The 23,430-nt window shown below is 49.9% G+C and carries 16 protein-coding genes and 1 tRNA gene; 12 read left to right on the forward strand and 5 right to left on the reverse strand.

Annotated elements, in window-relative coordinates; genetic code table 11:
• The 4 genes from HF324_RS12395 (at position 1) to HF324_RS12410 (ending at position 6,300) form a co-directional block, all read left to right on the forward strand.
• A complete protein-coding gene (locus HF324_RS12395; RefSeq protein WP_168859905.1) occupies positions 1–1,680 on the forward strand; it encodes a S1 family peptidase in 1,680 nt (559 codons plus the stop codon).
• Positions 1,677–3,086, forward strand: coding sequence for a TlpA disulfide reductase family protein (locus HF324_RS12400; protein ID WP_168859906.1), 1,410 nt, complete (start codon positions 1,677–1,679; stop codon positions 3,084–3,086). The genes HF324_RS12395 and HF324_RS12400 overlap by 4 nt, the downstream gene beginning before the upstream one ends.
• Before the next feature lie 769 nt (positions 3,087–3,855).
• Entirely contained in the window at positions 3,856–4,695 is an 840-nt protein-coding gene (gene nadC / locus HF324_RS12405; RefSeq protein WP_168859907.1) for a carboxylating nicotinate-nucleotide diphosphorylase, read from the forward strand.
• A 141-nt stretch (positions 4,696–4,836) separates the two neighbouring features.
• A complete protein-coding gene (locus HF324_RS12410; protein WP_220101306.1) occupies positions 4,837–6,300 on the forward strand; it encodes a serine hydrolase in 1,464 nt (487 codons plus the stop codon).
• A 343-nt stretch (positions 6,301–6,643) separates the two neighbouring features.
• Here HF324_RS12410 and HF324_RS12415 read toward each other — a convergent pair.
• Together HF324_RS12415 and HF324_RS12420 are read right to left on the reverse strand one after the other, a co-directional pair.
• Positions 6,644–6,717, reverse strand: a tRNA-Pro gene (locus HF324_RS12415).
• 180 nt (positions 6,718–6,897) lie between these two features.
• Positions 6,898–7,065 (reverse strand): phosphatidate cytidylyltransferase, encoded by a 168-nt coding sequence (locus HF324_RS12420; RefSeq protein WP_168802775.1) that lies wholly within the window; start codon positions 7,063–7,065, stop codon positions 6,898–6,900.
• 100 nt (positions 7,066–7,165) lie between these two features.
• Between HF324_RS12420 and HF324_RS12425 the strand changes: the two genes are divergently transcribed.
• The 4 genes from HF324_RS12425 (at position 7,166) to HF324_RS12440 (ending at position 14,316) form a co-directional block, all read left to right on the forward strand.
• Positions 7,166–7,777, forward strand: a complete 612-nt coding sequence (locus HF324_RS12425) for an RNA polymerase sigma factor (RefSeq protein WP_168859908.1) — start codon at positions 7,166–7,168, stop codon at positions 7,775–7,777.
• 66 nt (positions 7,778–7,843) lie between these two features.
• Entirely contained in the window at positions 7,844–8,860 is a 1,017-nt protein-coding gene (locus tag HF324_RS12430) for a FecR family protein (protein ID WP_168802777.1), read from the forward strand.
• Positions 8,861–8,936: 76 nt separating this feature from the next.
• Positions 8,937–12,482: a SusC/RagA family TonB-linked outer membrane protein gene (locus tag HF324_RS12435; RefSeq protein WP_168859909.1), complete on the forward strand. Its 3,546-nt coding sequence runs from the start codon at positions 8,937–8,939 to the stop codon at positions 12,480–12,482.
• A 28-nt stretch (positions 12,483–12,510) separates the two neighbouring features.
• Positions 12,511–14,316, forward strand: a complete 1,806-nt coding sequence (locus tag HF324_RS12440) for a RagB/SusD family nutrient uptake outer membrane protein (protein ID WP_168859910.1) — start codon at positions 12,511–12,513, stop codon at positions 14,314–14,316.
• 156 nt (positions 14,317–14,472) lie between these two features.
• On the opposite strand, the gene HF324_RS12445 is transcribed toward HF324_RS12440, so the two are convergent.
• Entirely contained in the window at positions 14,473–15,189 is a 717-nt protein-coding gene (locus tag HF324_RS12445; RefSeq protein ID WP_193114992.1) for a phytanoyl-CoA dioxygenase family protein, read from the reverse strand.
• Positions 15,190–15,308: 119 nt separating this feature from the next.
• On the opposite strand from HF324_RS12445, the gene HF324_RS12450 reads away from it, so the two are divergent.
• Positions 15,309–16,382, forward strand: coding sequence for an NADH:flavin oxidoreductase/NADH oxidase (locus HF324_RS12450; protein WP_168802780.1), 1,074 nt, complete (start codon positions 15,309–15,311; stop codon positions 16,380–16,382).
• 18 nt (positions 16,383–16,400) lie between these two features.
• Here the strand turns inward: HF324_RS12450 and mgrA are convergent, their stop codons facing one another.
• Entirely contained in the window at positions 16,401–17,402 is a 1,002-nt protein-coding gene (mgrA, locus tag HF324_RS12455; protein WP_168859911.1) for an L-glyceraldehyde 3-phosphate reductase, read from the reverse strand.
• A 153-nt stretch (positions 17,403–17,555) separates the two neighbouring features.
• Positions 17,556–18,425, reverse strand: a complete 870-nt coding sequence (locus HF324_RS12460) for an acyl-CoA desaturase (RefSeq protein ID WP_246269516.1) — start codon at positions 18,423–18,425, stop codon at positions 17,556–17,558.
• 234 nt (positions 18,426–18,659) lie between these two features.
• Here HF324_RS12460 and HF324_RS12465 point away from each other — a divergent pair, with 234 nt between their 5' ends.
• The 3 genes from HF324_RS12465 to HF324_RS12475 all read left to right on the forward strand — a co-directional run bounded on the left by HF324_RS12465 (position 18,660) and on the right by HF324_RS12475 (position 23,408).
• Positions 18,660–19,226 carry an HdeD family acid-resistance protein gene (locus HF324_RS12465; RefSeq protein WP_168802783.1) on the forward strand — a complete coding sequence of 189 codons (567 nt, stop codon included), beginning with the start codon at positions 18,660–18,662 and terminating at the stop codon, positions 19,224–19,226.
• Positions 19,227–19,511: 285 nt separating this feature from the next.
• On the forward strand, positions 19,512–22,133 hold the full coding sequence (locus HF324_RS12470; RefSeq protein ID WP_168859912.1) for a M1 family metallopeptidase: 2,622 nt from the start codon (positions 19,512–19,514) through the stop codon (positions 22,131–22,133).
• Between the two features lie 93 nt (positions 22,134–22,226).
• Positions 22,227–23,408 carry a hypothetical protein gene (locus HF324_RS12475; RefSeq protein ID WP_168802785.1) on the forward strand — a complete coding sequence of 394 codons (1,182 nt, stop codon included), beginning with the start codon at positions 22,227–22,229 and terminating at the stop codon, positions 23,406–23,408.
• The last annotated feature ends 22 nt before the right edge of the window (positions 23,409–23,430 follow it).

The raw sequence follows: 23,430 nt of genomic DNA on the forward strand, positions 1-23,430 counted from the left end.
ATGATGTTAAAGGGTTTACAACTGAGTTTAATCAGCCTGTTTTGTTTTGTTCTCACAAGCTGTAGCGCGCAACCTAATCCAGCAGCTGGAAACATTGAAAAGCTCATAGCGAATGTGGTTGACAAGGCAATGGCAAGCAGCGTTTACATCATCGAATGGGACACGTTAAAAAATCAGGTTCAAAAGGACATTGATGAGACAAGTGGCTTCACAGGAGTAGTGGTTTCTGCTGAAGGGCACATTCTGACTGTATCACATGCCGCAATGCCCAACCAAATTTATAGGGTATCATTTCCGGATGGGAGCAAACATATCGCCGTTGGCCTGGGCCGGATCGGATTACAGGATGGGGAAAAAGATTATGATATGGCAATGGTCAAAATCCTGAAGCCTGGAAAATGGCCTTTCTCCAGGATGGCGCCCAGCCAGGAGTTAAAAATAAACCAGCCGGTAGTGAGCATCTCCTATCCAGGTGCGTTTTTTAAGCAAACGCCAAATGTCCGCTTCGGGCGAATCTCTGATATAGATATGAGCGACGGTTTTATTGAGTCTTCAGCTAAAATGGAACCTGGTGATTCCGGCGGTCCTTTGTTTGATGCGCAAGGACGGGTGGTGGGGGTACACAGCTGGATCAAGGAAAAGGAGGATCAAAATTATGATGTTCCGGCTGATCATTTTCTTAAATACTGGACAGCACTGAATGTTGCCAAAGATTATACAGAATTTCCTGCCGCCGACGAGTTTCCAGCCGCAGCGTCTTCCATACTGATACCAACCGTTCCTTCATTGGAAGAGGTGGCCGGAATTTCAGTGCAAAACCGAAAAAGCGTGGTGATGCTGAGGAGTAGCCGTGGGACGCAACAATTATCGATTCAGGGGACCCTGCTTGGTTTCAACGGGGCTACCTATATTGTCAGTAAGAGTTCTATGGTTGGAAACAACCCCAGGGTTAAAACAGGCAATAGCACCGTGGTCGCTCAGATTCTAAAAAGAGATAAAGAGAATGACCTTGTACTGTTAAGTGTATCCGGAAAGGTGGGAGGTGGGATCAGGTTAGCAACTGACGCTAAAGATCCGGTCCTGAAGCAAGGCGATCTGGGTAAGATACTCCTCTCGGCTATAGCTAACGATTCAATTAAAATTGGGGTGCTCAGCGCCACCTATGTTGATGTGCCTTTAAATGCGAGTCAGGGTTATCTGGGTGCGCGTGCAGCTTATCAGGATGGAAAAATAACCATCAGGCGAATTGACAAAAATAGTGCAGGCGGGGCTTCATTGCTGAGGCAAAAGGACCAGGTTATTAAAATCAATGGTGTTGCGGTGAATACGGCGGCAGATTATGATCGGGAATTTGCTAAGTATCTGGCGGCCGATTCAATTTCTATGAACATCGTCAGAAAAGGTAAGCCCATGCAGTTGAGCGTTTACCTTGAAGGTCAGCCGACAGAGAGCCATGCTTCTTACGCATATCCAGGCGGAAGGAGTGCCCGTTCAGACGGTTTCAGGAATGTATTGGTCCATGATGCAGCCATTAAAGCAACTGAATGCGGGAGTCCGGTATTTGACAGCGAAGGCAATTTCTATGGTGTAAATATTGCCCGGCGAAGTCGCACTTCAACGCTGCTAATGCCCGTAGCCACACTCTCACAATTTTTAAAAACATTAACAAATAGCAAATGAAAAAAATAGTTTTTACTGTACTGATGCTCAGCTGCTTGAGCACAGTGGCACAACAAAGCAAAAAAGATACAAATTCTGCATTAGCCTCATTAAAGCATACAAAAGATAAGACGCTCCTTAACCAGAAGATAAAAGCGTTGGAAAATGGTTCCGATCAGGACTTGTGGACATTGATCCAGTATTATGATAAAAATGAAGTTAAAAAAGATGCGGTCACCAGGATGCTGCTTCAAAAGTATCCCCAAAGTAAAAACGCCCAAATGGCGAGAATCACTTCCTTTCTTAAGTTCAAAGGAGTGGAGGACATAGAAGCTCATCTGCAAAACATGATCAAAGATTACCCTAATGTCAATTTAGATTTGGAGAAAAGCTTTGTGGCCAATATGTACGCTAATGAGATGAATACTGCGAAAATACTGCAATATCTGAACTCCATTGACGATCCGGGATTTCGGTTACAGGCCTTACTAGCGGCCACTGAGGAAATGGCTGCAATAAATAATACAAAGGCCCTGGAGTTTGCCTCCGGCGAATTGGAAAGTGCCAAAAAAATGAAAGATATGACAGCCTTAAATGGGCCGCGGAAAATAGATCCCAAATCTGCGTATGATAATTTTATTAACCTCTATGGTAAGCTACTCTTTAAAGCCGGAAAAAATGAAGAAGCCTTCCGTTATACTGCGGAAGCTTATCATAACATTAAGAAAAAGGACGAGGAACTGATTGAAAACTATGCTTTTCTGTCCAGCCTGAAAGGTGACTACGTACAGGCTTTACCCATATTGGCAAAAGCGGTAGAGGGAGGGAAGTTCGAGCAGAAGTACATCGACCAGGTCAAAAAAGGTTATACAAAGCTAAACCCCGATAAGGATGCGGATGCCTACGTCGAGGGGTTGAAAAATACATTTATCAAAAAAATCAGGGCAAATATTTCTTCAATGATGGTTCATGAAGCGGCACCTGATTTTACGGTAACAGATGTGAACGGGAAAAAAGTTTCGCTGGCGGATTTTAAAGGCAAAACCATTGTGTTGGATTTTTGGGCAACCTGGTGTGGTCCATGTGTGGAGTCATTCCCGGCTATGCAGATGGCTGCAAACCGCTATATTAATGACCCGGATGTAAAATTTCTTTTCATTTATACCTGGAATAACGTACCGGATTTGTTGAATGACGGCAAAAAATTTCTGGCCAGTCGCAACTATACCTTCGATTTGTATTTGGATCCAAGAAATCCAGACACCAAGCAGAGTGCAGCTGCAGATGCTTTCAAAATTGATGGGATCCCAGCCAAATTTATCATTGATGGTAAGGGAAGGATCAGGTTTAAAGTATCAGGATTTGACGGGAAGGCTGAGGTCGCGGCAGAAGAAGTTGTACAGATGGTTGAAATGGCCCGCAAATAGCTATGACCAAACTTAATACAGTCGGCGAAAAAGAGATAGCTCATCCGCTCCGGAAAAAGCGCCATAAAATGAGCAGGAGGGTACTAAAAACAAAAAAGCACTTACAATTATATGTAAGTGCTTTTTTGTGAAGTCGGGACGACTAGATTCGAACTAGCGACCCTTGCACCCCATGCGAACTGTAATGAATTTAAAATAAGCCAATTTAGCAATAATATTCTTATATTATAGCTGTTTACATAATATTTAATTTGTTAATTTAAGTTGTTTTAAACTACTTTGGCCTATCTTTGGAGGGTACTGAGAGGGTACTGGAGGAATGACAAAAGGATAGAGTAGTATAGCCTGGATAGTCTAACTGTGATTGATTGGATCTAAAATTATCTTGAATATAGATAATAATAGCGTTTGCTTAACGGAAACAACAGACTGCGGCTAGAATGTTATTTAAGCAATTCGACAGACGGTCCAACATCTGCCTGTGTACTTAGTAGCTCCAGGACCTGGGCGGGTTATGCAACCGGCCTTTGGATCATCATAGGTAGGGTCACCATTGGATGGGCGACATGCTGCTGTTACCCCGTCAGCTGCCGCAGTTTGCTGTTGATTTTCAAGCTGGCAATGGTTTCTCTTTACCTATAAACAACTTTCTGCCGAATTCCTCAGCATAATTGGCTTAATCTCTGATTTATTTAAAGTCTTTGCAATTAGATCAATTATTATCAGTAGACTGGCATTTACTAATTTCGCATCCGGAATAATAAAGCGCATGACAACACAAGAATTCATTGCCGCAGCATTGCTGGAAGATGTGGGCAGCGGCGATTACTCTACGCTGGCATCCATCCCGGCCGATGCAAAAGGCAAAGCTGCACTCAAAATAAAGGAAAAGGGCATACTGGCAGGTATGCAGTTGGCACAGGAAATTTTCCATCACCTGGAAGAAAGCGCAAAATTTACCCTTTTTAAAAAGGACGGCGATGCGGTGGACAACGGCGAAACCGCATTTACCGTTGAATCGAGTGTGCACACCATACTAAAGGCCGAACGCCTGGTGCTGAATTGCATGCAGCGCATGAGCGGTATTGCCACCCTTACCAATAGGTATGCTGATAAGATAAATGGCTACAAAACCAAAATACTCGATACCCGCAAAACTACCCCGCTGTTCCGCGAATACGAGAAGCAGGCGGTGCGCATTGGTGGTGGTTACAACCTCCGCATGGGACTGTACGATATGATCATGCTGAAAGACAATCATATCGATTTCTGCGGAGGCATTGAGCCAGCCATACAAAAAACCAACGAGTACCTGGCGGCCAACAATCTCGACCTGAAAATAGAAGTGGAAACCCGCAACCTGGATGATGTGCGCCGTGTGCTTGCCGTAGGCAATGTACACCGCATCATGCTCGATAACTACTCGCCCGAGATGGTAGAAGAAGCAATTAAGCTGATCAGCGGCAGGTACGAAACAGAAGCATCGGGCGGCATCAATCTCGACAATATTATTTCATACGCCCGTACTGGTGTAGACTATGTATCTTGCGGCGCTATTATAAATCATGCCGTGAGCATGGACCTCAGTTTAAAAGCTCAATTGGTATGATGAAGAAGCTCCTTGTATTCACCATCAACCCAAAATTGGGCATACACAGGCAGAAGTGGTAATTATACCCTTTAATTGTCGCATCATTGTAATATAAATAGCATGGTAAAAAAATGTTTTCTTGGAGGAAATTCATCCATTATGACTAGCATGTTGAAGGCTGGCCTTATAGCATTGCTGATTTTCTCTTGTAAGGTTAGTGCTGTGGGGCAGGTAGACAGTATTGATTCTTTTCTTCAAAACCAGATGCAGGAGCGCAGAATTCCCGGATTACAACTAGCGATTGTAAAACATGGAAAAATTATTAAAACGGGTAATTATGGACTGGCAAATCTGCAGGACTCAATCCCGGTAAGCGACAAAACTGTTTTTACTATTAATTCAATCACGAAGGCATTTACGGGTGTTGCTATTATCCAATTGCTGGAAGCCGGGAAACTAAAATTGGATGCACCCATTTCTGAATACCTTACTGACCTGCCTGACACATGGAAGTCATTAACGGTTCAGCAACTCTTGTCGCATATTTCGGGCATCCCGGATATTGTAAATGAAGAAGAATCCGTTTTAATAAGCGGCGATCCGGAAGAAGCCTGGAATGCCATACTTCGAATGCCCAATGAGTTTAAGGCTGGAGAGAAATTTAGCTATAACCAAACCAATTATTTACTTCTCGGCCGCATTATCGATAAATTAAGCGGTATGTCGTTCCAGGAGTTCATTACCAAAGAACAATTGGAAAAAGTAGGTATGCCGAAGACCATACAATCAGGTTTTGGTGCTACAAAGAACATTGTAGCCCATGCAGCTTGTAGTTACCAATATCAAAAAGGTCAACTCAGGAATATGTTCTTTTCGTTTCCGCCTTTCTTGCAAACTGCTGCCGGAATGAGCTCAACAGCAAAAGAACTGGCAGATTGGATCATTGCTTTACAAAGTATGCAGTTATTAAAAAAAACGGAAAGCCTTCGGACACTCTGGACACCTGCAGTACTGAATACAGGCGAAACAGCTGGTTTTAGCAGCTTGCTTAATGGATATGCCGCAGGCTGGCCGGTTGTTAAAAGAACAGATCATCCGGCTCTGGCACCCGTTGGTGGTAATCGTTCGGCTGTATTTGTATACCCCAATGATAATCTTTCCATTATCGTGCTTACAAATCTATCTGGGGCGACGCCGGATGTATTCATTGACGAACTCGCCGGATTGTTTATTCCGGATATGAAAGAAGCGAATGGTTTTGGCCTTTCAGCATCCCTAAGATCGTTAAAAGTTACCTTGGATAAGGTGGGATACAAAAATGCCATAGAAGAAGTAAAGAAACTGAAGAAAACAAAGAGTGGCTTTACTGCAATGGAGAAAGAAATAAATAGCTGGGGATATAAGTTGATCTCACAAAAAAGGATCGCTGAGGCGCTGGAAATATTTAAGCTGAATGTTTATTTGTATCCCGCAAGCGCCAATGCATTTGATAGCCTGGGCGAGATCTGTGAAGAGCTGGGCGATTCTCAACTCGCTATTAAAAATTATGAACAGTCTCTGAAACTGGATCCTCAAAATAAGAATGCAGACCAACATATAAAAAAGCTCAGATCTGGTGAATAAGCCATTTGTCCAGCCGCCCTTTCAACAAAGCACCTAACTCAGCGACAAGCCGCAGATCGCCTAGTGCCTGTTGATAGCTCAGAATTAATTGGTGAATGACGTTTAGGGGTTTCTCATATCGCCTTCCGCAAATTGAAGCGCTGAGTAGTATCCAGATAAAAGATGTTACGGAAATATATACACTGATTGGATTGCTTCACATGTAGGTCTGCCAATGATTTCCCATCCAATTATACTGAAAACTACTCTCATAAGGCTTCCAAAATGGGCTGGAGGTTACTGGGAGGGTACTGAAAACAAAAAAAAGCACTTACAATAATATGTAAGTGCTTCATTTGTATAGTCGGGACGACTAGATTCGAACTAGCGACCCCTTGCACCCCATGCAAGTGCGCTACCGGGCTGCGCTACGTCCCGAAACTTTTTTCCGGTGTGTTTCCCGTTTGACGGGGATGCAAAAGTAGGTAATTATTTGAATTAAAAAAATATTGCCACACTTTTTTTCAAAAAAAGTTGGTTTAACTACTTGGTTGTCTTTGCAAAACAATGTAGGAATAACGAATATTAAACGCAGATTTATTCATTCCTGACTGATAATCAGTCTCTCCGCGAACCCCTCGTGATGAAATAAATAATTAATCCTACTACCAGCGCCACGATAAAGATACCGGTCCATACGCCGGCCTTAAAGATACCACCAACCACTTCACAGCTGGCCATCGATATGGCGATCATTACTAACAGAAGATAAGAGAGCTTTTTCATGGATGTATTTTTAAATGAACGCGATACACATCCCGTACCAAAAAATATTTGTATTTGTCAGAATAATTGCACAGCTTTATCCAACTCAACCAAAATTGTTATGAACACAGGGAAAGCAGTACGAACAGACCTCAAAGTGGTGCCTTCCCATTCCTCACTTTGGGGACGACTACTGGAGGGAGATCGCCACGCCTTCGCCGAAATATATGAAACCCATGTTGACCACCTCTATCATTACGGCATGCATTTCTGCCGCGATCATGAAAGGGTGAACGACAACATCCAGGACCTGTTCCAGGACCTCTGGCTTACCAGGGAACACCTGAGCCCGCAGGTACAGCATATCCGCTATTACCTGATCAGCAGCCTGCGCCGCCGCCTGCTTCGTTCCCTGCAGCGCGACCGCCGATGGCAATACCGCGACTCCTGGGAGGGATTCGAATTCGAGTTCACCACTCCGCAGGAGAATAAACTGATACTCGAAGAGACTGCGGCTGAACAAAAAAAATTACTCCAGGCCGCCCTGGGCAACCTTACCCGCCGGCAACGGGAGGCCATCTATCTCCGCTTCTACCAGAACCTCGGTTATAATGAAGTCGCCGGTATCATGTCCATGCAGGTGGATTCCGTGTACAACACCATCTCCAAAGCCATCGCTATCCTCAAAAAGAACCTCCCTTTCCCGCTGCTGTTGCTGTTTTTAGGAAGATGAAAAAAATCTTTCCAAAAAATGATGAGAAAAGACCCGTTACCTGCTCTTTAGTAAAAAGACCGCTACTTGGCCCGTAAAGATTATTCATCCTACACCGCCCGTGACTTTGCCCTGGACGAAGATTTCCAGCAATGGGTACTGCAACCGGCCACCCGGAACGTGTTCTGGGAACGATGGCTCGAACAGCACCCTGAAAAGGAAAACGATGTCCGCGAAGCGCGGCAACTGCTGCAAGGCATCAGTTTCACATCGTTTCAGCTCTCAACAGGGCAGAAGGAAGCGCTGTGGGAGGCTATCTGCGGCGGGCTGGAAGGGGAGGCGCCATCCTCACAGGAGCCCGCCCGCACCAACTGGCGGCAACTGTGGAAATACGCGGCCGCCCTGCTGCTGGGCATGCTGATCGCCGGCGGATGGTACTGGTGGAAAGCTGCGCCGAAAAATACCATTCTCAGCTCCCATACCCGCCTCGGAGAGGTGAAAACATTCCTGCTGCCCGACAGTTCGGAAGTAACGCTCAACGCCAATTCCCGCCTGTTATACGCCTCCACGGGCAAACACCGGGAAGTATGGATCGACGGTGAAGCTTTTTTTCATGTAAAACACACGGCGTCCCACCGGAAATTTATTGTGCATACCTATGACAACGTTCATGTGGAAGTACTGGGCACACAGTTTAATGTCAACAGCGCCGGAAAAGAAGTGGTGGTGGTATTGCAACAAGGGAAAATACAGCTTAGCATTGAAGGCCGTAATACGTCTCTCGCCCTGCAACCGGGAGACATCGTACGGTACAACAAACAGGACGGCGATTTCACCAAAAGCAGCGTCAATGCCGATCAGTATGTGTCCTGGCATACCGGCCGCCTCGTCATGGAAGACTATTCCCTCGCCGATGCCGCTACCTTCATGCAACAGGTGTTCGGTAAAACCATCATCGTTCCGGATACCCAGCTGCTGAAATATAAAGTGTCGGGCTCCATGCCCATCATCTATAATGCTGATACCATGCTGGTTCAGCTGGAGAAGGTTTTCCGAATGAAATTCAACCAAAAAGGCGACGAAGTCTGGATTCAAAAGAAATAATACCCGCGTAAAAGGCAGGCCACCTTTTACAGCAACCAAAGTCTCATAATTATATTAATCGTCAAAACCTGTTCACATGAAGAGAGGTTTACGTGTGGCGCTACTGCCCTCTTTAGCCCTGTATTTCCTGTTTCAATCGGTTGCGGCCCCGGCTCTGGCCGCAGGAAGCAACCGGACGGTCCCCCTGCATCCCGGGAACATGGACCAACCCGACGAATCTTCCCTGAAAGATGTGCTGCACCTGATAGAAGAACGTTTTAATGTATCTATCGCTTACAAAAGCAACCTGGTAAAAAGTAAACGGGTACAACTGTCCGTCACCAGCTGCCAGACACCGGAAGAAGCGCTGCATAAAGCACTGGCGCCATTTAACCTGCATTTCGAAAAGCTGAGGGAACACTTTTACATGATCACCGAAAAGCCGGCGGCCACCGCACCCGCCGCCTCCTCAGCCCCTGTGCAGCAGCGCCCGGTGAAAGGCACGGTGAAAGATGAAAAGGGAAACCCCATCGCCGGCGTTACCGTAAAAGTACCCGGCACCAGCATCGGCACCGTCACCAACGCTGACGGCGTCTATTCCATTTCCGTCCCCGGCAGAAGCGACGATCAGCTGGAAGTGACTTTCATCGGCTTTGAGTCACAGCGTGTAGCCGTCGGCGATAGGCAGCTGGTGAACTTCGTCCTCAAAGAAGGCGCCAGCGCGCTCAATGAAATTGTGGTCACCGGCTACACCACCCAGAAGAAAAAAGACCTCACCGGCGCGGTAGCAGTGGTCAACATCGAACAACTGAACCGCCAGCCCACCGCACAGGTAACAGAACAGCTGCAGGGACAGGCCTCCGGGGTAACGGTCATCGGCTCCGGTCAACCAGGGGAAGCACCCCAGATCCGGATCCGCGGTATAAACACCTTCGGCTCCAACTCCCCGCTGTATGTGGTAGACGGCGTTCCTACGACAGACATCGCCGACCTCAACCCCAACGATGTGGCCAGCCTGCAGGTACTGAAAGATGCAGGCGCCGCCTCCATCTACGGCGCCCGGGCTTCCAACGGCGTGATCGTCATCACCACCCGCAGAGGCTCCGGTAAAATATCTGTCCACTACGACGGATACTACGGCCGCCAATACCCGAAAAAAGGCAACGTCTGGAACACCCTCAATCCCACCGAACAGGCTCAGCTCCGCTGGATGGCCTACACCAACTCCGGCCTTAATCCGCATACCCCTCAATATGGTAACGGCAACGCACCGGTCATCCCGGACTATATCACGCCCGACGGCGGCATGGAAGGAGATCCCGACACCGACCCCTCCAAATATTATGTGAATCCCAACTTTACTGATCAAAACGATTATAACAACTTTCACCGTATTGTACGTGCCAACAAGGCCGGGACTGACTGGTATCACGAAGTCTTCCGCCCGGCCCCCATCACCAGCCACAACGTCGCGGTAAGCGGTGGCGGGGATCGCGGCAATTACCTCTTTTCCCTCAATTATTTTAATCAACAGGGTACGCTGCTGAACACCTATCTGAAAAGATATACGATCCGCTCCAATACCCAGTACAACATCACTGATCACATCAGAGTGGGGGAAAATCTCGCTTTTTCGATGACGGAAAACCCTGCTGTGGAAATTAACAGCTCCGACGCGGCCATCGGCCACGCCATGCGCGAACAAAGCATCATACCGGTGTACGACATTATGGGCAATTTTGCTGGCTCCTGGGGCGATGCCCTCGGAGACGCCCAGAACCCGGTAGCAATGCAGGCTCGCACCAGAAACAACAAAGGCCTTAACACCCGTTTGTTTGGTAACATCTACGGAGAAGTGGACTTCCTGAAATACCTCACCTTCCGCACCAGCTTCGGTGGTGAGATCTATTCCGGGTGGTCCCACTCCTTCACCTACCCGCAGTACGAGAACAAAGAGAACAACACCTCCAACTCCTACTCGGAAGGCTCCAACAACGGTCACAGCTGGACCTGGACCAATACGCTCACCTATCATCAGCGCTTCAACAATACCCACGACCTGAAAATACTGGCCGGCACGGAAGCATTCGACAGCCGTAGCCGCTCCGTTGGCGGGACCACCAAAGACTACTTTACGTTCGATCCCAACTTCCCGGACCTCAGCACCGGTACCGGCACGCAAACCAACTACAGCAGCCGCGCACAGGAAGGGCTCTACTCGCTCCTCGGCAGGGTAGACTACTCCTTCCGCGATAAATACCTCGTCAGCGCTACCATACGCCGCGACGGTTCCTCCAAATTCATCAACAACCGCTTCGGCTGGTTCCCGGCAATAACCGCCGGCTGGCGCCTCTCCGAAGAAGCCTTCATGAAACAGCTCACCTGGATCACCGACCTCAAAATCCGCGGCGGCTGGGGTATCATGGGCAACCAGCTCAATCTCAGCGTCAACAACGGTTACTTCCTCTACGGCGGCAAACGCAGCGCCACCTACTACGATCTCGCAGGCACCAACAACGGCCTTAACGCGGGTTTCGCAGGTATGCAGATCGGCAACCCCGACGCTAAATGGGAGAGCGACGTCAACGCCAACATCGGCCTGGACGCTTCCCTGTTCAAAGGTGAACTGGACTTCTCATTCGACTATTACCGCAAGGATATCAAAGACCTGCTCTACGATCCCGAACTGCCGGGCCTCGCCGGCACCGCCGCACAGCCCTTTGTCAACATCGCGCAGATGAAAAATCATGGCTTCGATTTTTCCGTCGGTTGGCATAAACAGTTCAGCAAAAAACTGAAACTGAACGTCACCGGTACACTCACCACCTACAAAAACGAAATCATGAAAATCGCCGACGGAGTAGACTACTTCGACGGCGACAGCCGCCGCTTCGATGGCAGCAACATCATCCGCAATGCGGTAGGACAGCCGGTTTCCTCCTTCTTCGGCTACCAGATCGATGGCTTCTGGAACAGCGCCAAAGAAGTGACCGACGCCGATGATAAAGTGAAAAAAGCCACCAACGATCCGGAAGCTTTCTACCAGGAAGGCGCCGGTATGGGCCGCTTCCGCTATAAAGATGTCAACGGCGACGGCCGCATCACGCCGGATGACCGCACCTTCCTCGGTAATCCCAACCCGGACTTCACCTACGGTATCAACATCGGCGTAAACTACCAGCACTTCGATTTCAATATCTTCCTCTTCGGTACCCACGGCAACCAGATCTGGAATAACGTACGCTGGTGGCGCGATTTCTATTCATCTTTTGAAAGCGCCAAAAGCAAAACTGCCCTGTATGACTCCTGGCGTCCCGACCACCAGAACGCTAAAGCGCCTATCCAGGAAGTGGACGGCTCTGTCAGCACACAAGGCGTCCCCAACTCTTACATGGTGGAAAATGGCGCCTACCTGCGTGCTAAAAACGTAACACTCGGTTATACATTGCCCGCTGGTTCACTGTCACGGCTACACGTACAGAAGTTCCGGGTATATGTCCAGGCGGCCAACCTGTTCACCATCACCAAATACTCCGGTATAGATCCTGAAATCGGTGGTTCCAATATCACCGACTTCGGCGTGGATGAAGGCGCTTATCCCAACCAGCGCCAGTTCCTCATCGGGGTGAACCTGGCCTTTTAATCGTTGCTCATTCTAAAAAAACAGGACCATGAAAACATTGTATCATATAGCACTGGGCGCTTCTTTCACCGTACTGCTACTAGCAGGCTGCAGCAAGAGTTTCCTCGAGCGTCAGCCACAATCTACCTTACAGGAAGAAGCCCTGACCAATAAAAAAGGCGTCAACACCCTGCTCATAGGCGCTTATGCCGCGCTCGACGGACAGGATTACAACGATGACATGATCAACCTCTCCGGCGGCAGCGGTTATGCTGTATCTCCGGACAACTGGATCTACGGCAGCGTGGCCGGCGGCGATGCCCACAAAGGCAGCGACCCCAGCGACGCCGCTTCCATCCTCCAGATCGTCACCTTCGCCGCCAACTCGAGCAACGGCTTCTTCAACGATAAATGGCGGGTAAACTATGAAGGTATCCGCCGCTGTAACTTCACGCTGCACGTACTCGCCAACGTAAAAGACATGACAGATGCGGAAAAACAGGTGATAGCCGGGGAAGCCCGCTTCCTGCGCGGACATTACTACTCCGACCTGAAGAAACTGTTCAATAACGTACCCTGGGTGGATGAAAACTCCACCAGCTACCAGAAACTGATCGTAGACGATTTTAAACTGCCGAATGATAAAGATATCTGGCCGATGATTGAGGCGGATTTTAAGTATGCCGCTGATCATCTGCCTGAAACACAGAAGGAGATAGGACGTGCCAATAAATGGGCTGCAGTGGCTTACCTCGCTAAAACATTGCTCTACCAAAGCAAGTTTGCCGCAGCCATGCCGCTGCTGGAAGACGTGATCAGCTCCGGCGTCACCGCCAAAGGCGTGAAGTTCGGCCTCATGGAACATTTCCATGATAACTTCGACGCTTTCACGGAAAACAACAAAGAGGCCGTATTCTCCATACAATACAGCGCCAACGACGGTTCCGGCGGTACCGGCAACGCCAACCAGGGACAGATGCTGAACTATCCGTACAACGGCCCCTTCAGCTGCTGCGGCTTCTATCAGCCTTCCCAGGACCTGGTGAACTCTTTCCGCACCACCGATAAAGGCCTGCCTTATCTCGATGATTTTAACCTGCATCCGGTTAAAAATGATATGGGCGTGCCTGATACCGTTGCCTTCACACCGGATAACGGCTACCTGGACCCGCGCCTCGACTGGACCGTAGGCCGCAGAGGCATTCCTTTCCTCGACTGGGGCCTGCATCCCGGTATGGCATGGGTACGTAACCAGCAATCCGCCGGTCCGTACGCCGCACTCAAAAACGTATACATGCAGGTGAACCAGGACAAATTCTACGACGGCAACTCCTGGGCGCCCGGTAATGCGATCAACTACGTGCTGATACGCTATGCTGACGTACTGCTGATGGCCGCCGAATGCCAGGCCAATGCCGGTAGCCTCGAAAAAGCGCAGACATACGTAAATATGGTCAGAGAACGGGCCGCCAACCCGGTAGGGTGGGTGAAGCAATATATCGATCCTGAAGACCCGATGGGAGGCAATACCGAAGAACCTGCGGCTAATTACCACGTCAGCCCGTACCCCGCCGGAGCCTTTGCCGGCGGCGGGAAAGACTATGCCCTGAAAGCCATCCGGTTCGAACGTAAACTGGAGCTGGCCATGGAAGGACATCGTTTCTTCGACCTGGTAAGATGGGGACTGGCACAGACCGAAATTAACCGCTACTTCGCTTATGAGAAAACGGTTACCTCAGATATTGCCACCGGCAACTTCTCGGCAAGGAACAAATACTATCCGATCCCACAGCGCCAGATAGACCTGAGCGTGAAAAACGGCATATCACAACTGCAACAAAATCCCGGATATTGATTTGCGGATTTTTTGATTTACGGATTTTGGAATTTCCGGAATTAAAAGGCGCATAAAACAAACAAAGGTCGAAGCGATACACATTGCTTCGACCTTTTGTTTTTATCTTTTTTTCAGGTATCCCTGAAATCCCGAAATCCGTAAATCAAAGAATTCCTAAATATTTTCTGACCAGCTTAGCCCGCCGGGCAGACTACGATTGGAAAATTCCATATGTACCACGCGGCGGTTGGAGCCGCTGGTGCTGCGGGAAGACGCATGCATCAGCAATGGCCGCATGATCATGATCCCGCCGCTTTTAACGCCGCAGCTGACTTCCGGTGTTTCCTGCGGGGAAAGGGTATCCGGACGGACAATGCCCTGTAAATGCGTGCCCGGGATTACTTTCAGCGCACCGTTCTGCGCGTCGGTATCATCGAGATGAAGACGGATGGTATAGATATTCTCCAGCAGCCACAACGGAGGCTGTACGGCAAACTGGTTTTGTTTGACGGTCCACGGTCCGAAACCTTCCACCGGTAGCCGTTCCTTCACAGAAATGGTGAGGTCCTGATGCCAGGCCACAAACCAGTTGGATTGTCCGGGTTTATCAAAGTAGATGGATTTCACCGGCACATAATCCTCTCCGAACAACGTATGAATAAGGTAGGTCAGCGCTGGTGTAAAGATAGCAGGCCGCACATGCGGCACCGATTGCAGGAACTGCCGGATGGCAAACAGGTCGGCCGTTTTGCGGAATACGGCCTGGCTCATATCTGCCTGTGATATCAGGTGCAGGATGGCCTGTACTTCATCGCCGGAAAACACGTTTTCCAGCACAGTGTATCCCTGTGTGGCGAGCTGTTGCCGGTGCATTTCGATATTCGGTATCATCTTCAAATGTAGGCGTTATTTGTTGAATGTTGCTTCATTTGCCCGGTGAATTAGCCATACCTGGTAAGATGGCTGTTCGGGAAGAATACCTTATTTTTAAATTGTTAAATCGAGAGCCCATGGCGCATTTATTTAGTCCGTTGCAGCTGAGGACCGTTACGCTGCGTAACCGCATCGCTGTTTCTCCCATGTGTGAGTATTCTTCGGAGGATGGCTTTGCCAACGACTGGCACCTGGTACATCTGGGCAGCCGGGCGGTAGGCGGTGCCGGCCTGGTGCTGACAGAAGCAGCGGCCGTATCTCCTGAAGGCCGTATTTCCCCCCAGGACCTTGGCATCTGGAAAGATGAACATATTTCCATGCTGCAGCGCATCACAACATTTGTAGCTGCGCAGGGCGCCGTGCCGGGCATACAACTGGCGCATGCCGGCAGAAAAGCCAGCACATTAAGGCCATGGGAGGGAAGCGGTAAAGTGGCGCCGGAGAATGGCGGATGGGAAGTATACGGCCCCAGTGCTATTCCGTTCAACGACGTATATCCGATGCCGGTAGCCCTCACGCAGGAAGGAATACTGGATGTGCTGAACGACTTCAGGAAAGCGGCCGCCAGGGCGCTGCAGGCCGGTTTTAAAGTTGTGGAGATACATGCGGCGCATGGTTACCTGCTGCACAGTTTTCTGTCGCCGCTGAGCAACCAGCGGACCGACGAATATGGCGGAAGTTTTGAAAACAGGATACGGTTGCTGTTACAGACAGTAGAATCGGTGCGGGCGGTGTGGCCTGCGGAACTGCCGCTGCTGGTGCGCATTTCTGCAACTGACTGGGCGCCCGGCGGCTGGGACCCGGAGCAGTCTGCCCGGTTGGCGGCCTTGCTCAGAGAGGAGGAAGTGGACCTGATCGATTGTTCGTCCGGCGGACTGGTGCCGCATCAGAAAATTAGCGTCGGACCGTTATACCAGGTGCCTTTCGCGGAGAAAATCAAAAAAGAAGCAAAGATAGCGACCGGCGCGGTAGGGCTGATTACCACGGCGCAGGAAGCAGAATCTGTTATTGAACAGGGACGGGCAGACATAGTGCTGCTGGCGCGTGAACTGCTGCGCGATCCTTATTTTCCTTTACGGGCGGCACATCAGCTGGGCGATACCAGCGTGAAATGGCCGGTACAATATGAAAGAGCAAAACCCCGCGGGTAAGGCCTGCGGCCCGGGGCGTTAGCCCCGGCCGTGCAGGATATTTTCGATTTTCTCCAGTTCTTCAGCGGTGAAAGACACGTTCTTCAGCGTATCCAGGTTGTTGTCCAGCTGGGCGACGGAACTCGCGCCGATCAATACCGTGGTGATACGTTTGTCTTTCAGTATCCAGGCCAGCGCCATCTGGGCAAGGGACTGTCCGCGCTCCTGCGCGAGGCTGTTGAGCTGGCTGATTTTAGCGATCTTCTCCTCAGATACTTCATTTTCCTGCAGGAAGCCACTGGGCTTGCTGGCGCGTGACCCTGCAGGAATACCGTTCAGATAGCGGTCGGTGAGCAGGCCCTGTGCCAGCGGAGAGAACGGAATACAGCCGATACCGTTAGTCTCCAGCACATCAAGCAGACCGTTTTCTACCCACCTTTCAAACATGCTGTATTTAGGTTGATGGATCAGGCAGGGCGTACCCAGTGATTTCAGTACGGCGACGGCCTCTTTTGTCTGTTCTGCGGTGTAGTTGGAAAGGCCCACATAGAGCGCTTTCCCTTGTTGCACGATGCTGTGCAGCGCGCCCATGGTTTCTTCTATGGGTGTTTCCGGATCGGGGCGGTGGGAATAGAAAATGTCTACATATTCCAGCCCCATACGACGGAGGCTCTGGTCTAAGCTGGAGACGAGATATTTACGGGAGCCTTTGTCGCCATATGGGCCGGGCCACATCAGGTAGCCCGCCTTGGTGGAGATCACCAGCTCGTCGCGCAGATGCCCGGTGAAATCCTGCCGTAGGATACGTCCGAAGTTCTCTTCAGCACTGCCTGGCACCGGGCCATAGTTGTTGGCAAGGTCAAAATGGGTGATTCCTTTGTCAAAAGCCCGGCGGATGATGCTGCGGCCATTTTCATAGTTGTCGATGGAGCCGAAGTTGTGCCACAGGCCAAGTGATATGGCCGGCAGTTGCAGGCCGCTTTTGCCGCAACGGTTGTACGTCATGGCGTCATATCTGTCAGTAGCGGGTGTATATTGCATGGAGGGTGATTTTTTTCCGGCAAACAAGATAATAAATCAGGAATGAATTACGAATTACGAATTAATATGGGAGATTAATTTCTGAACCATAAAAGCGAAGACCTGAGCCGATGATTCGCTCAGGTCTTCGCTTAAGAAATTCGTAATTCGTAATTAATCCTGCAATTGTGCTTCGGGCACGGCTACACGTCCTTCTTTGATATCTTTCAGCTTATTGCTGTTCTGTACTTTGGACGGTACAGGACGGATATCCCATACAATGCCCAGCCAGCCCAGTGTTTTGATCACATAGTAGCTGATGTCGATTTCCCACCAGTAGAAGCCCTGGCGGGCAGCGCTCTGGTAGTAGTGGTGGTTGTTATGCCATCCTTCTCCCAGGGTGATCAGCGCCAGAATGAGGCTGTTGCGGGACTGGTCGCCGGTATAATAACGCTGGTTGCCGATTTTGTGCATCAGGGAGTTGATGGTGAAAGTACCGTGATACAGGATAACGGTGCTCAGGAAGAAACCGATCAGCAGGGTAGAAAGACCCGCTGTCCAGTCGAACCATCCGGTGCCGTTTACTTTGTTGCCCACGAAATATACCGCGATCGCCAGTATAACGGCAGGCACCATATGCCATTTGTTGAGCCAGAACAATTCTTTCGCTTTGTGGTCTTTGATCAGGTCAAAACGGGTAGGTTTGTATTCAGGGCCCATGATCCAGCCGATGTGGGCGTACCAGATACCATAGATGTTGGCAGAGTGAGGGTCGTCCGGCGTATCACTGTGTTTGTGGTGAATACGGTGATTGGCTGACCACCAGAGCGCACCTTTCTGTAAGCTGCTCTGTGCTCCGCCCGCAAGGATGAATTGAAAAAATCGCGACGTTTTAAAAGCGCGATGAGAAAAATACCGGTGATAACCGGCCGTCACAAAAAACATGCGCACTACGTACAATACGCCGCACAGTATCCAGTCAAAAGCAGTGGTGCCGGTAAAGAAAGCCAGCAGGGGAACCGCGTGAATTCCCAGAAAGTCCACTTGATGCCACCAGTTTGGTGATTTTCTGTCTTGCTTGATCGCCTTATTCATTCTGCAAATATAGTTTCCGTGGTCTATTAAAATTATGATTTAAATCATTTTGACAAAGTTAGGGCATTTCACCGGCGATTCCTTCCTTCCTCATCCTGAACTTTTTAGGCAGATAACTGTTAACCAACTTATACATACTCATTGTGTTATAAGTATTTTACACCATTTAAATAAAACTAATATATGTCACAGGTCCTGTCAGCTATCCGCAGCAATGTAAAGTATTGGTGGCTTTATCTGCTCAACGGCATCATCTTTATCATTGCGGGCTTCATTGTTTTCAGTAATCCATTCAGCAGCTACGTGTTGCTCAGTATCTTTTTCAGTGTAACCCTGTTTGTGACAGGCATTTTTGAGATCATTTTCGCTACCGGTAACCGAAGGTCCATGCATGGCTGGGGATGGTCGCTGGCCTCCGGTATTATCGACCTCGTAGTGGGCTTTATCCTCATGTTGTATCCCGCCATCAGTATGGCCGTCATCCCTATTTTCCTGGGCTTCTGGTTCATGTTCAAAGGCATCAGCCTGATTGTGTTCGCCATAGCGCTCAGCACAGACAAGGTCCCCAACTGGGGCTGGGTATTGTTGGGCGGTATCCTGCTGATTATGATCTCCATTGTGATCCTCGACAATCCCGCATTGGGCGTGGCTACCATTCTGGGTGTAATGGCCGCCGCCTTCTGGGTGACCGGCGTATTGAGCATTATTTTCGCTTTCCGGTTGAAACATGTAAAGAAATTATTTCAGTAGCTGTTTCCTGACAGCAACGAAAAGTACGGGGGCCGGATATCCGGCAGTATAGCCGTTTCCGTTAATTCCGTGAAACGAAAAGACGGGGGCCTGGTTCTCCGCCTGCGTTTGCTCATGTGCCGACGCGGCCATAACCTGCTTTGTTTTCCTGGTAAAAGGCTGGCGATGACGGATATACCGCTCTGCCGGCCTGATTTAATTGGATAATGGTCAAAATCCGTAAAGGTTAAACCCGGTAAAACGCTGTATATTTAGAGACCACAAAATCTAATTTATCGCTACCAGATGAAACTACGCAAGCTTTATTCGCTGGCTTCCCTGTTACTGTGCGGGATAGCACAGTCAGGCCTGTCACAGAACACACCGGTTTCCCGGTATGACCATCACGAGGCATTTTCCCCTTTATTTTATCCGGCCAACGGAAATGAGTATAGGAGCGCGGGCGGGCAACCCGGGCCTAAATACTGGCAAAATGCGGCTGACTACAAGATAGCGGTCACCCTCGATACCCTGCAACACCGGGTATCCGGCACCGTAGTAATCACCTATAAAAACAACAGCCCCGACCGTCTGCCTTTCCTTTGGTTGCAGATGGACCAGAACGTGTACCGTAAGGATTCCCGCGGCACGGCTACGGTAGCCGCTACCGGCGATCGCTTTGCCAACCGCAGCTATTCCAATGGGTTTGAGCTGAAGTCAGTTGAGGTGGTGAGCAACGGAAAAAGCAGTGCGGCCAATTACCTGGTAGACGATACCCGTATGCAGGTACGGCTGACAGACGCCATGAAACCCGGCGGCAGCCTGCAGCTTAAAATAGACTACAGCTACACCATACCCGAATACGGCACCGATCGTACCGGCAGGCTGAACACCCGTCACGGATGGATATACGAAATTGCCCAGTGGTACCCCCGGATGGCGGTATATGACGATGTGCTGGGCTGGAACAATATTCCTTACCTGGGCGCGTCAGAGTTTTACCTGGAATATGGCAACTTCGACTACACCATTACCGCGCCGGCCAACATGGTGGTAGCAGGTTCCGGCTCGCTGGTCAATGAAGCACAGGTGCTCAACGCCACGGAAGCGGCAAGGATAGCGAAGGCGCGCAACAGCGACGCTACTGTAATGATCCGCGACACTACCGAGTTTCATCATGCAGCCGTGAAAGGTAACCGCACCTGGCATTTTGTGTGCAAAGAATCCCGCGATGTGGCCTGGGCTGCATCCGGCGCCTTTATCTGGGACGCCGCCCGCATGAACCTGCCCGGCGGAAAAACAGCGCTCGCGCAGTCGGTATATCCGGCGGAATCATCTGCTCCCAACGCATGGCGCCGCTCCACCGAGTTTGTCAAAGGAAGCATCGAACACTATTCCCGGCAATGGTATCCCTACACCTATCCTGTAGCTACCAACGTGGCCGGCATAGTAGGCGGCATGGAATATCCCGGTATCGTGTTCTGCTCCTGGAAATCTTCCAAAGGCGGACTGTGGGGCGTTACCAGCCACGAATTCGGACATAACTGGTTCCCCATGATCGTGGGTTCCAACGAACGTAAGTATGCCTGGATGGATGAAGGCTTCAACACCTTTATCAATGGTATCGCCGCGGCAGCATTCAACAAAGGAGAATTCAACTCCGATCAATCGGCACAACGTGCAGCACCCATGATATTCGGCTCCAATGCGGAAGCTATCATGAATACGCCGGACGTGATCGGCCTCCGTTACAACGGCATCGCTGCCTATTATAAGCCGGCCATGGGCCTGAAATTGCTGCGGGACCACATACTGGGCCCCGAGCGTTTTGACTACGCCTTCAAAGAATATATTAAACGCTGGGCCTTTAAACATCCCACGCCGTGGGACTTTTTCCGCTCCATGGAGAACGCGGCAGGAGAGGACCTGGCGTGGTTCTGGCGCGGATGGTTCTTCAACACCTGGAAACTGGACCAGGCGGTTAAAAGTGTGAGCTATAAAGGCAACGATCCGGCGAATGGAGCTATCATCACGCTGCAGAACCTGGAGCAGCTGCCCATGCCGGTGGTACTGGCCATCCGCGATGAAAACGGTCAGCGCGATACCGTACGCCTGCCGGTGGAAATCTGGCAGCGTGGGTCTACCTGGGCCTATCACCACCCGTCCACAGTAAAACTGGCCAGCGTTGTGATCGATCCCCAGGGCGAAATGCCGGACGTAAACCCCGCCAATAACAGCTGGAAAGCAGAAACCGGTAAACCGGTGCCGGCAGGAACGACCGCCACTACTGTCCTGAGCCGTTACGTGGACGCGATCGGCGGCAAAGAAAAACTGAAGGACGTCAAAGATCTGTCTGTGGATGCACAGGGAGAAGCACAGGGCACTGAAGTGGAACTTAAACTGATCAATAAAATGCCCGGCAAGGTCTGGCAGGCGGTAAATGTACCGGCTATCAACGGCGTAGTGCATAAACTGATCATCAACGGCGACTCCGTAAGGCTGTGGCAGATGGGCCGCGAAACACCCCTGACAGCCCCGGAAAAAAGCATGCTGAAAGAAAGAAACCTGCTCTTCCCCGAACTCACTTTCCTGGAATCGCCGGATGCCGTAAAGATGGAACTGGCGCCCCTGACAGAACAGGTCAATGATGAAGAGACCTACGTGCTGACCATCGCCACGCCCGATGGCAGCCTGCTCAAAAACTACTACAGCATCAAAACAGGTCTGAAAGTACGTGCTGCCACGCTCAGCGGGCAGGAAGGATCTCCTGGCAAAAACGCTGTTATTGACTACCTCGAATACCGCGATGTCAGCGGCGTACAGATACCGTTCCGGTACCGTACCACCGCCGGCGGCTTCGATACCGATGTAAAAGTGGTGAAAGCGGTGATCAACAGCAACGTCAGCGACGACGTATTTAAACAATAAACGCGCTGCTTACAAGATAAGGTCCGGTAACGGGCATAGGGGAACGCTTTTTTCCTTATGTTTGTTGCCGGATTTTTATTGTAGTAACCCAATATGCAGGAACACTATACCTACAGCCGCGGTTTCCGCATCTTTGTTTTTTGTTTGATGGCACCGGTTGCCGCGATGCCCCTGATGGCCTTCTATGCTATTATCATCTATGGTATTAAGTCTTTGCAGGAGGCTTTTATTGCGTTTGTTAGCATCCTGCCCGGTGTCCTTTTAGTGCTTTACTGTATCAACGAGATGTTGTCTGTGGTAACGTCGGATGGTGACGGCATACGCTACCGGTCTTTTTTATATAAGCGGGAACTTTTGTGGGATGAGATAAGAGGGTACCGGTGGAAAGAAGGGACACTGATACTCATGCCCGCTTTTAAAGGTAAAAAGAAGGTAAGGGTATCCGGCCAGCGCCGTCATTGCTACAAAATAAGCGACTGGATCATGGCCCGTTATCCTGATCTGAGCGATAAAGTAACGGACGCCGTCCGCCTGGCGGCGTACCAGGCAGATCCTGACTATCCCCATAAAATAAGAATGGCCAGGTATACAGCCAGAGGATTTAACTTCGCGGCTTTCGCATTAATGGTAGCCTGTTTGCCTTTTTTTCGTCCTTTACCCTTTACCACTACGCTGCCCTGGGTACCGTTACTGCTGATTGTGGTGCTGACGGCCATACCGGCAGCGTTGGTATATCACAAAGGGTGGCTCATCGTTTCGGAAAACAAAAAGGACGGAACACTGCCTGCCGTTTTACTGGCGGTGTTGTTTGCAGCAGCGGGACTGTTTGCTGTTGGTGCCCATGTCTACAGCCTCCGGCTGCACACATTATGGCTGGACGCTTTGGGGGTTACTGCGGTATTCACTTTACTGGTTGTTTTCTCTTCGCGGCGTATGAAAATCTCTGTCGGCAATAAGATCTGGGGGATCATCAGCTTTTTGATTTTTTTTATCCCGGCCTCCTTCGGGTCAATCGTATATCTGAATACGTTCTTCGATCGTAGTACGCCACAGTTTTTTGAAACAACTGTTTCCGGGAAAAGGATCAGCACAGGGGAATTCACCAGTTACTACCTGGTGGTGTTACCATGGGGGCCGGAAAAATCAGGGAGGTCAATTTCTGTCGGGAAGAGAAAATACGATGCGGCCGCGATCAACGATACGATAAGGATGGAACTGCACCAGGGGGCTTTGGGGCTGCCATGGTACCGGCCATTGATGCCGTCACATTATTGATCGTTGCTGCCGTATAACAGCA

The organism is Chitinophaga oryzae (assembly GCF_012516375.2).
Classification (GTDB): Bacteria; Bacteroidota; Bacteroidia; order Chitinophagales; family Chitinophagaceae; genus Chitinophaga; species Chitinophaga oryzae.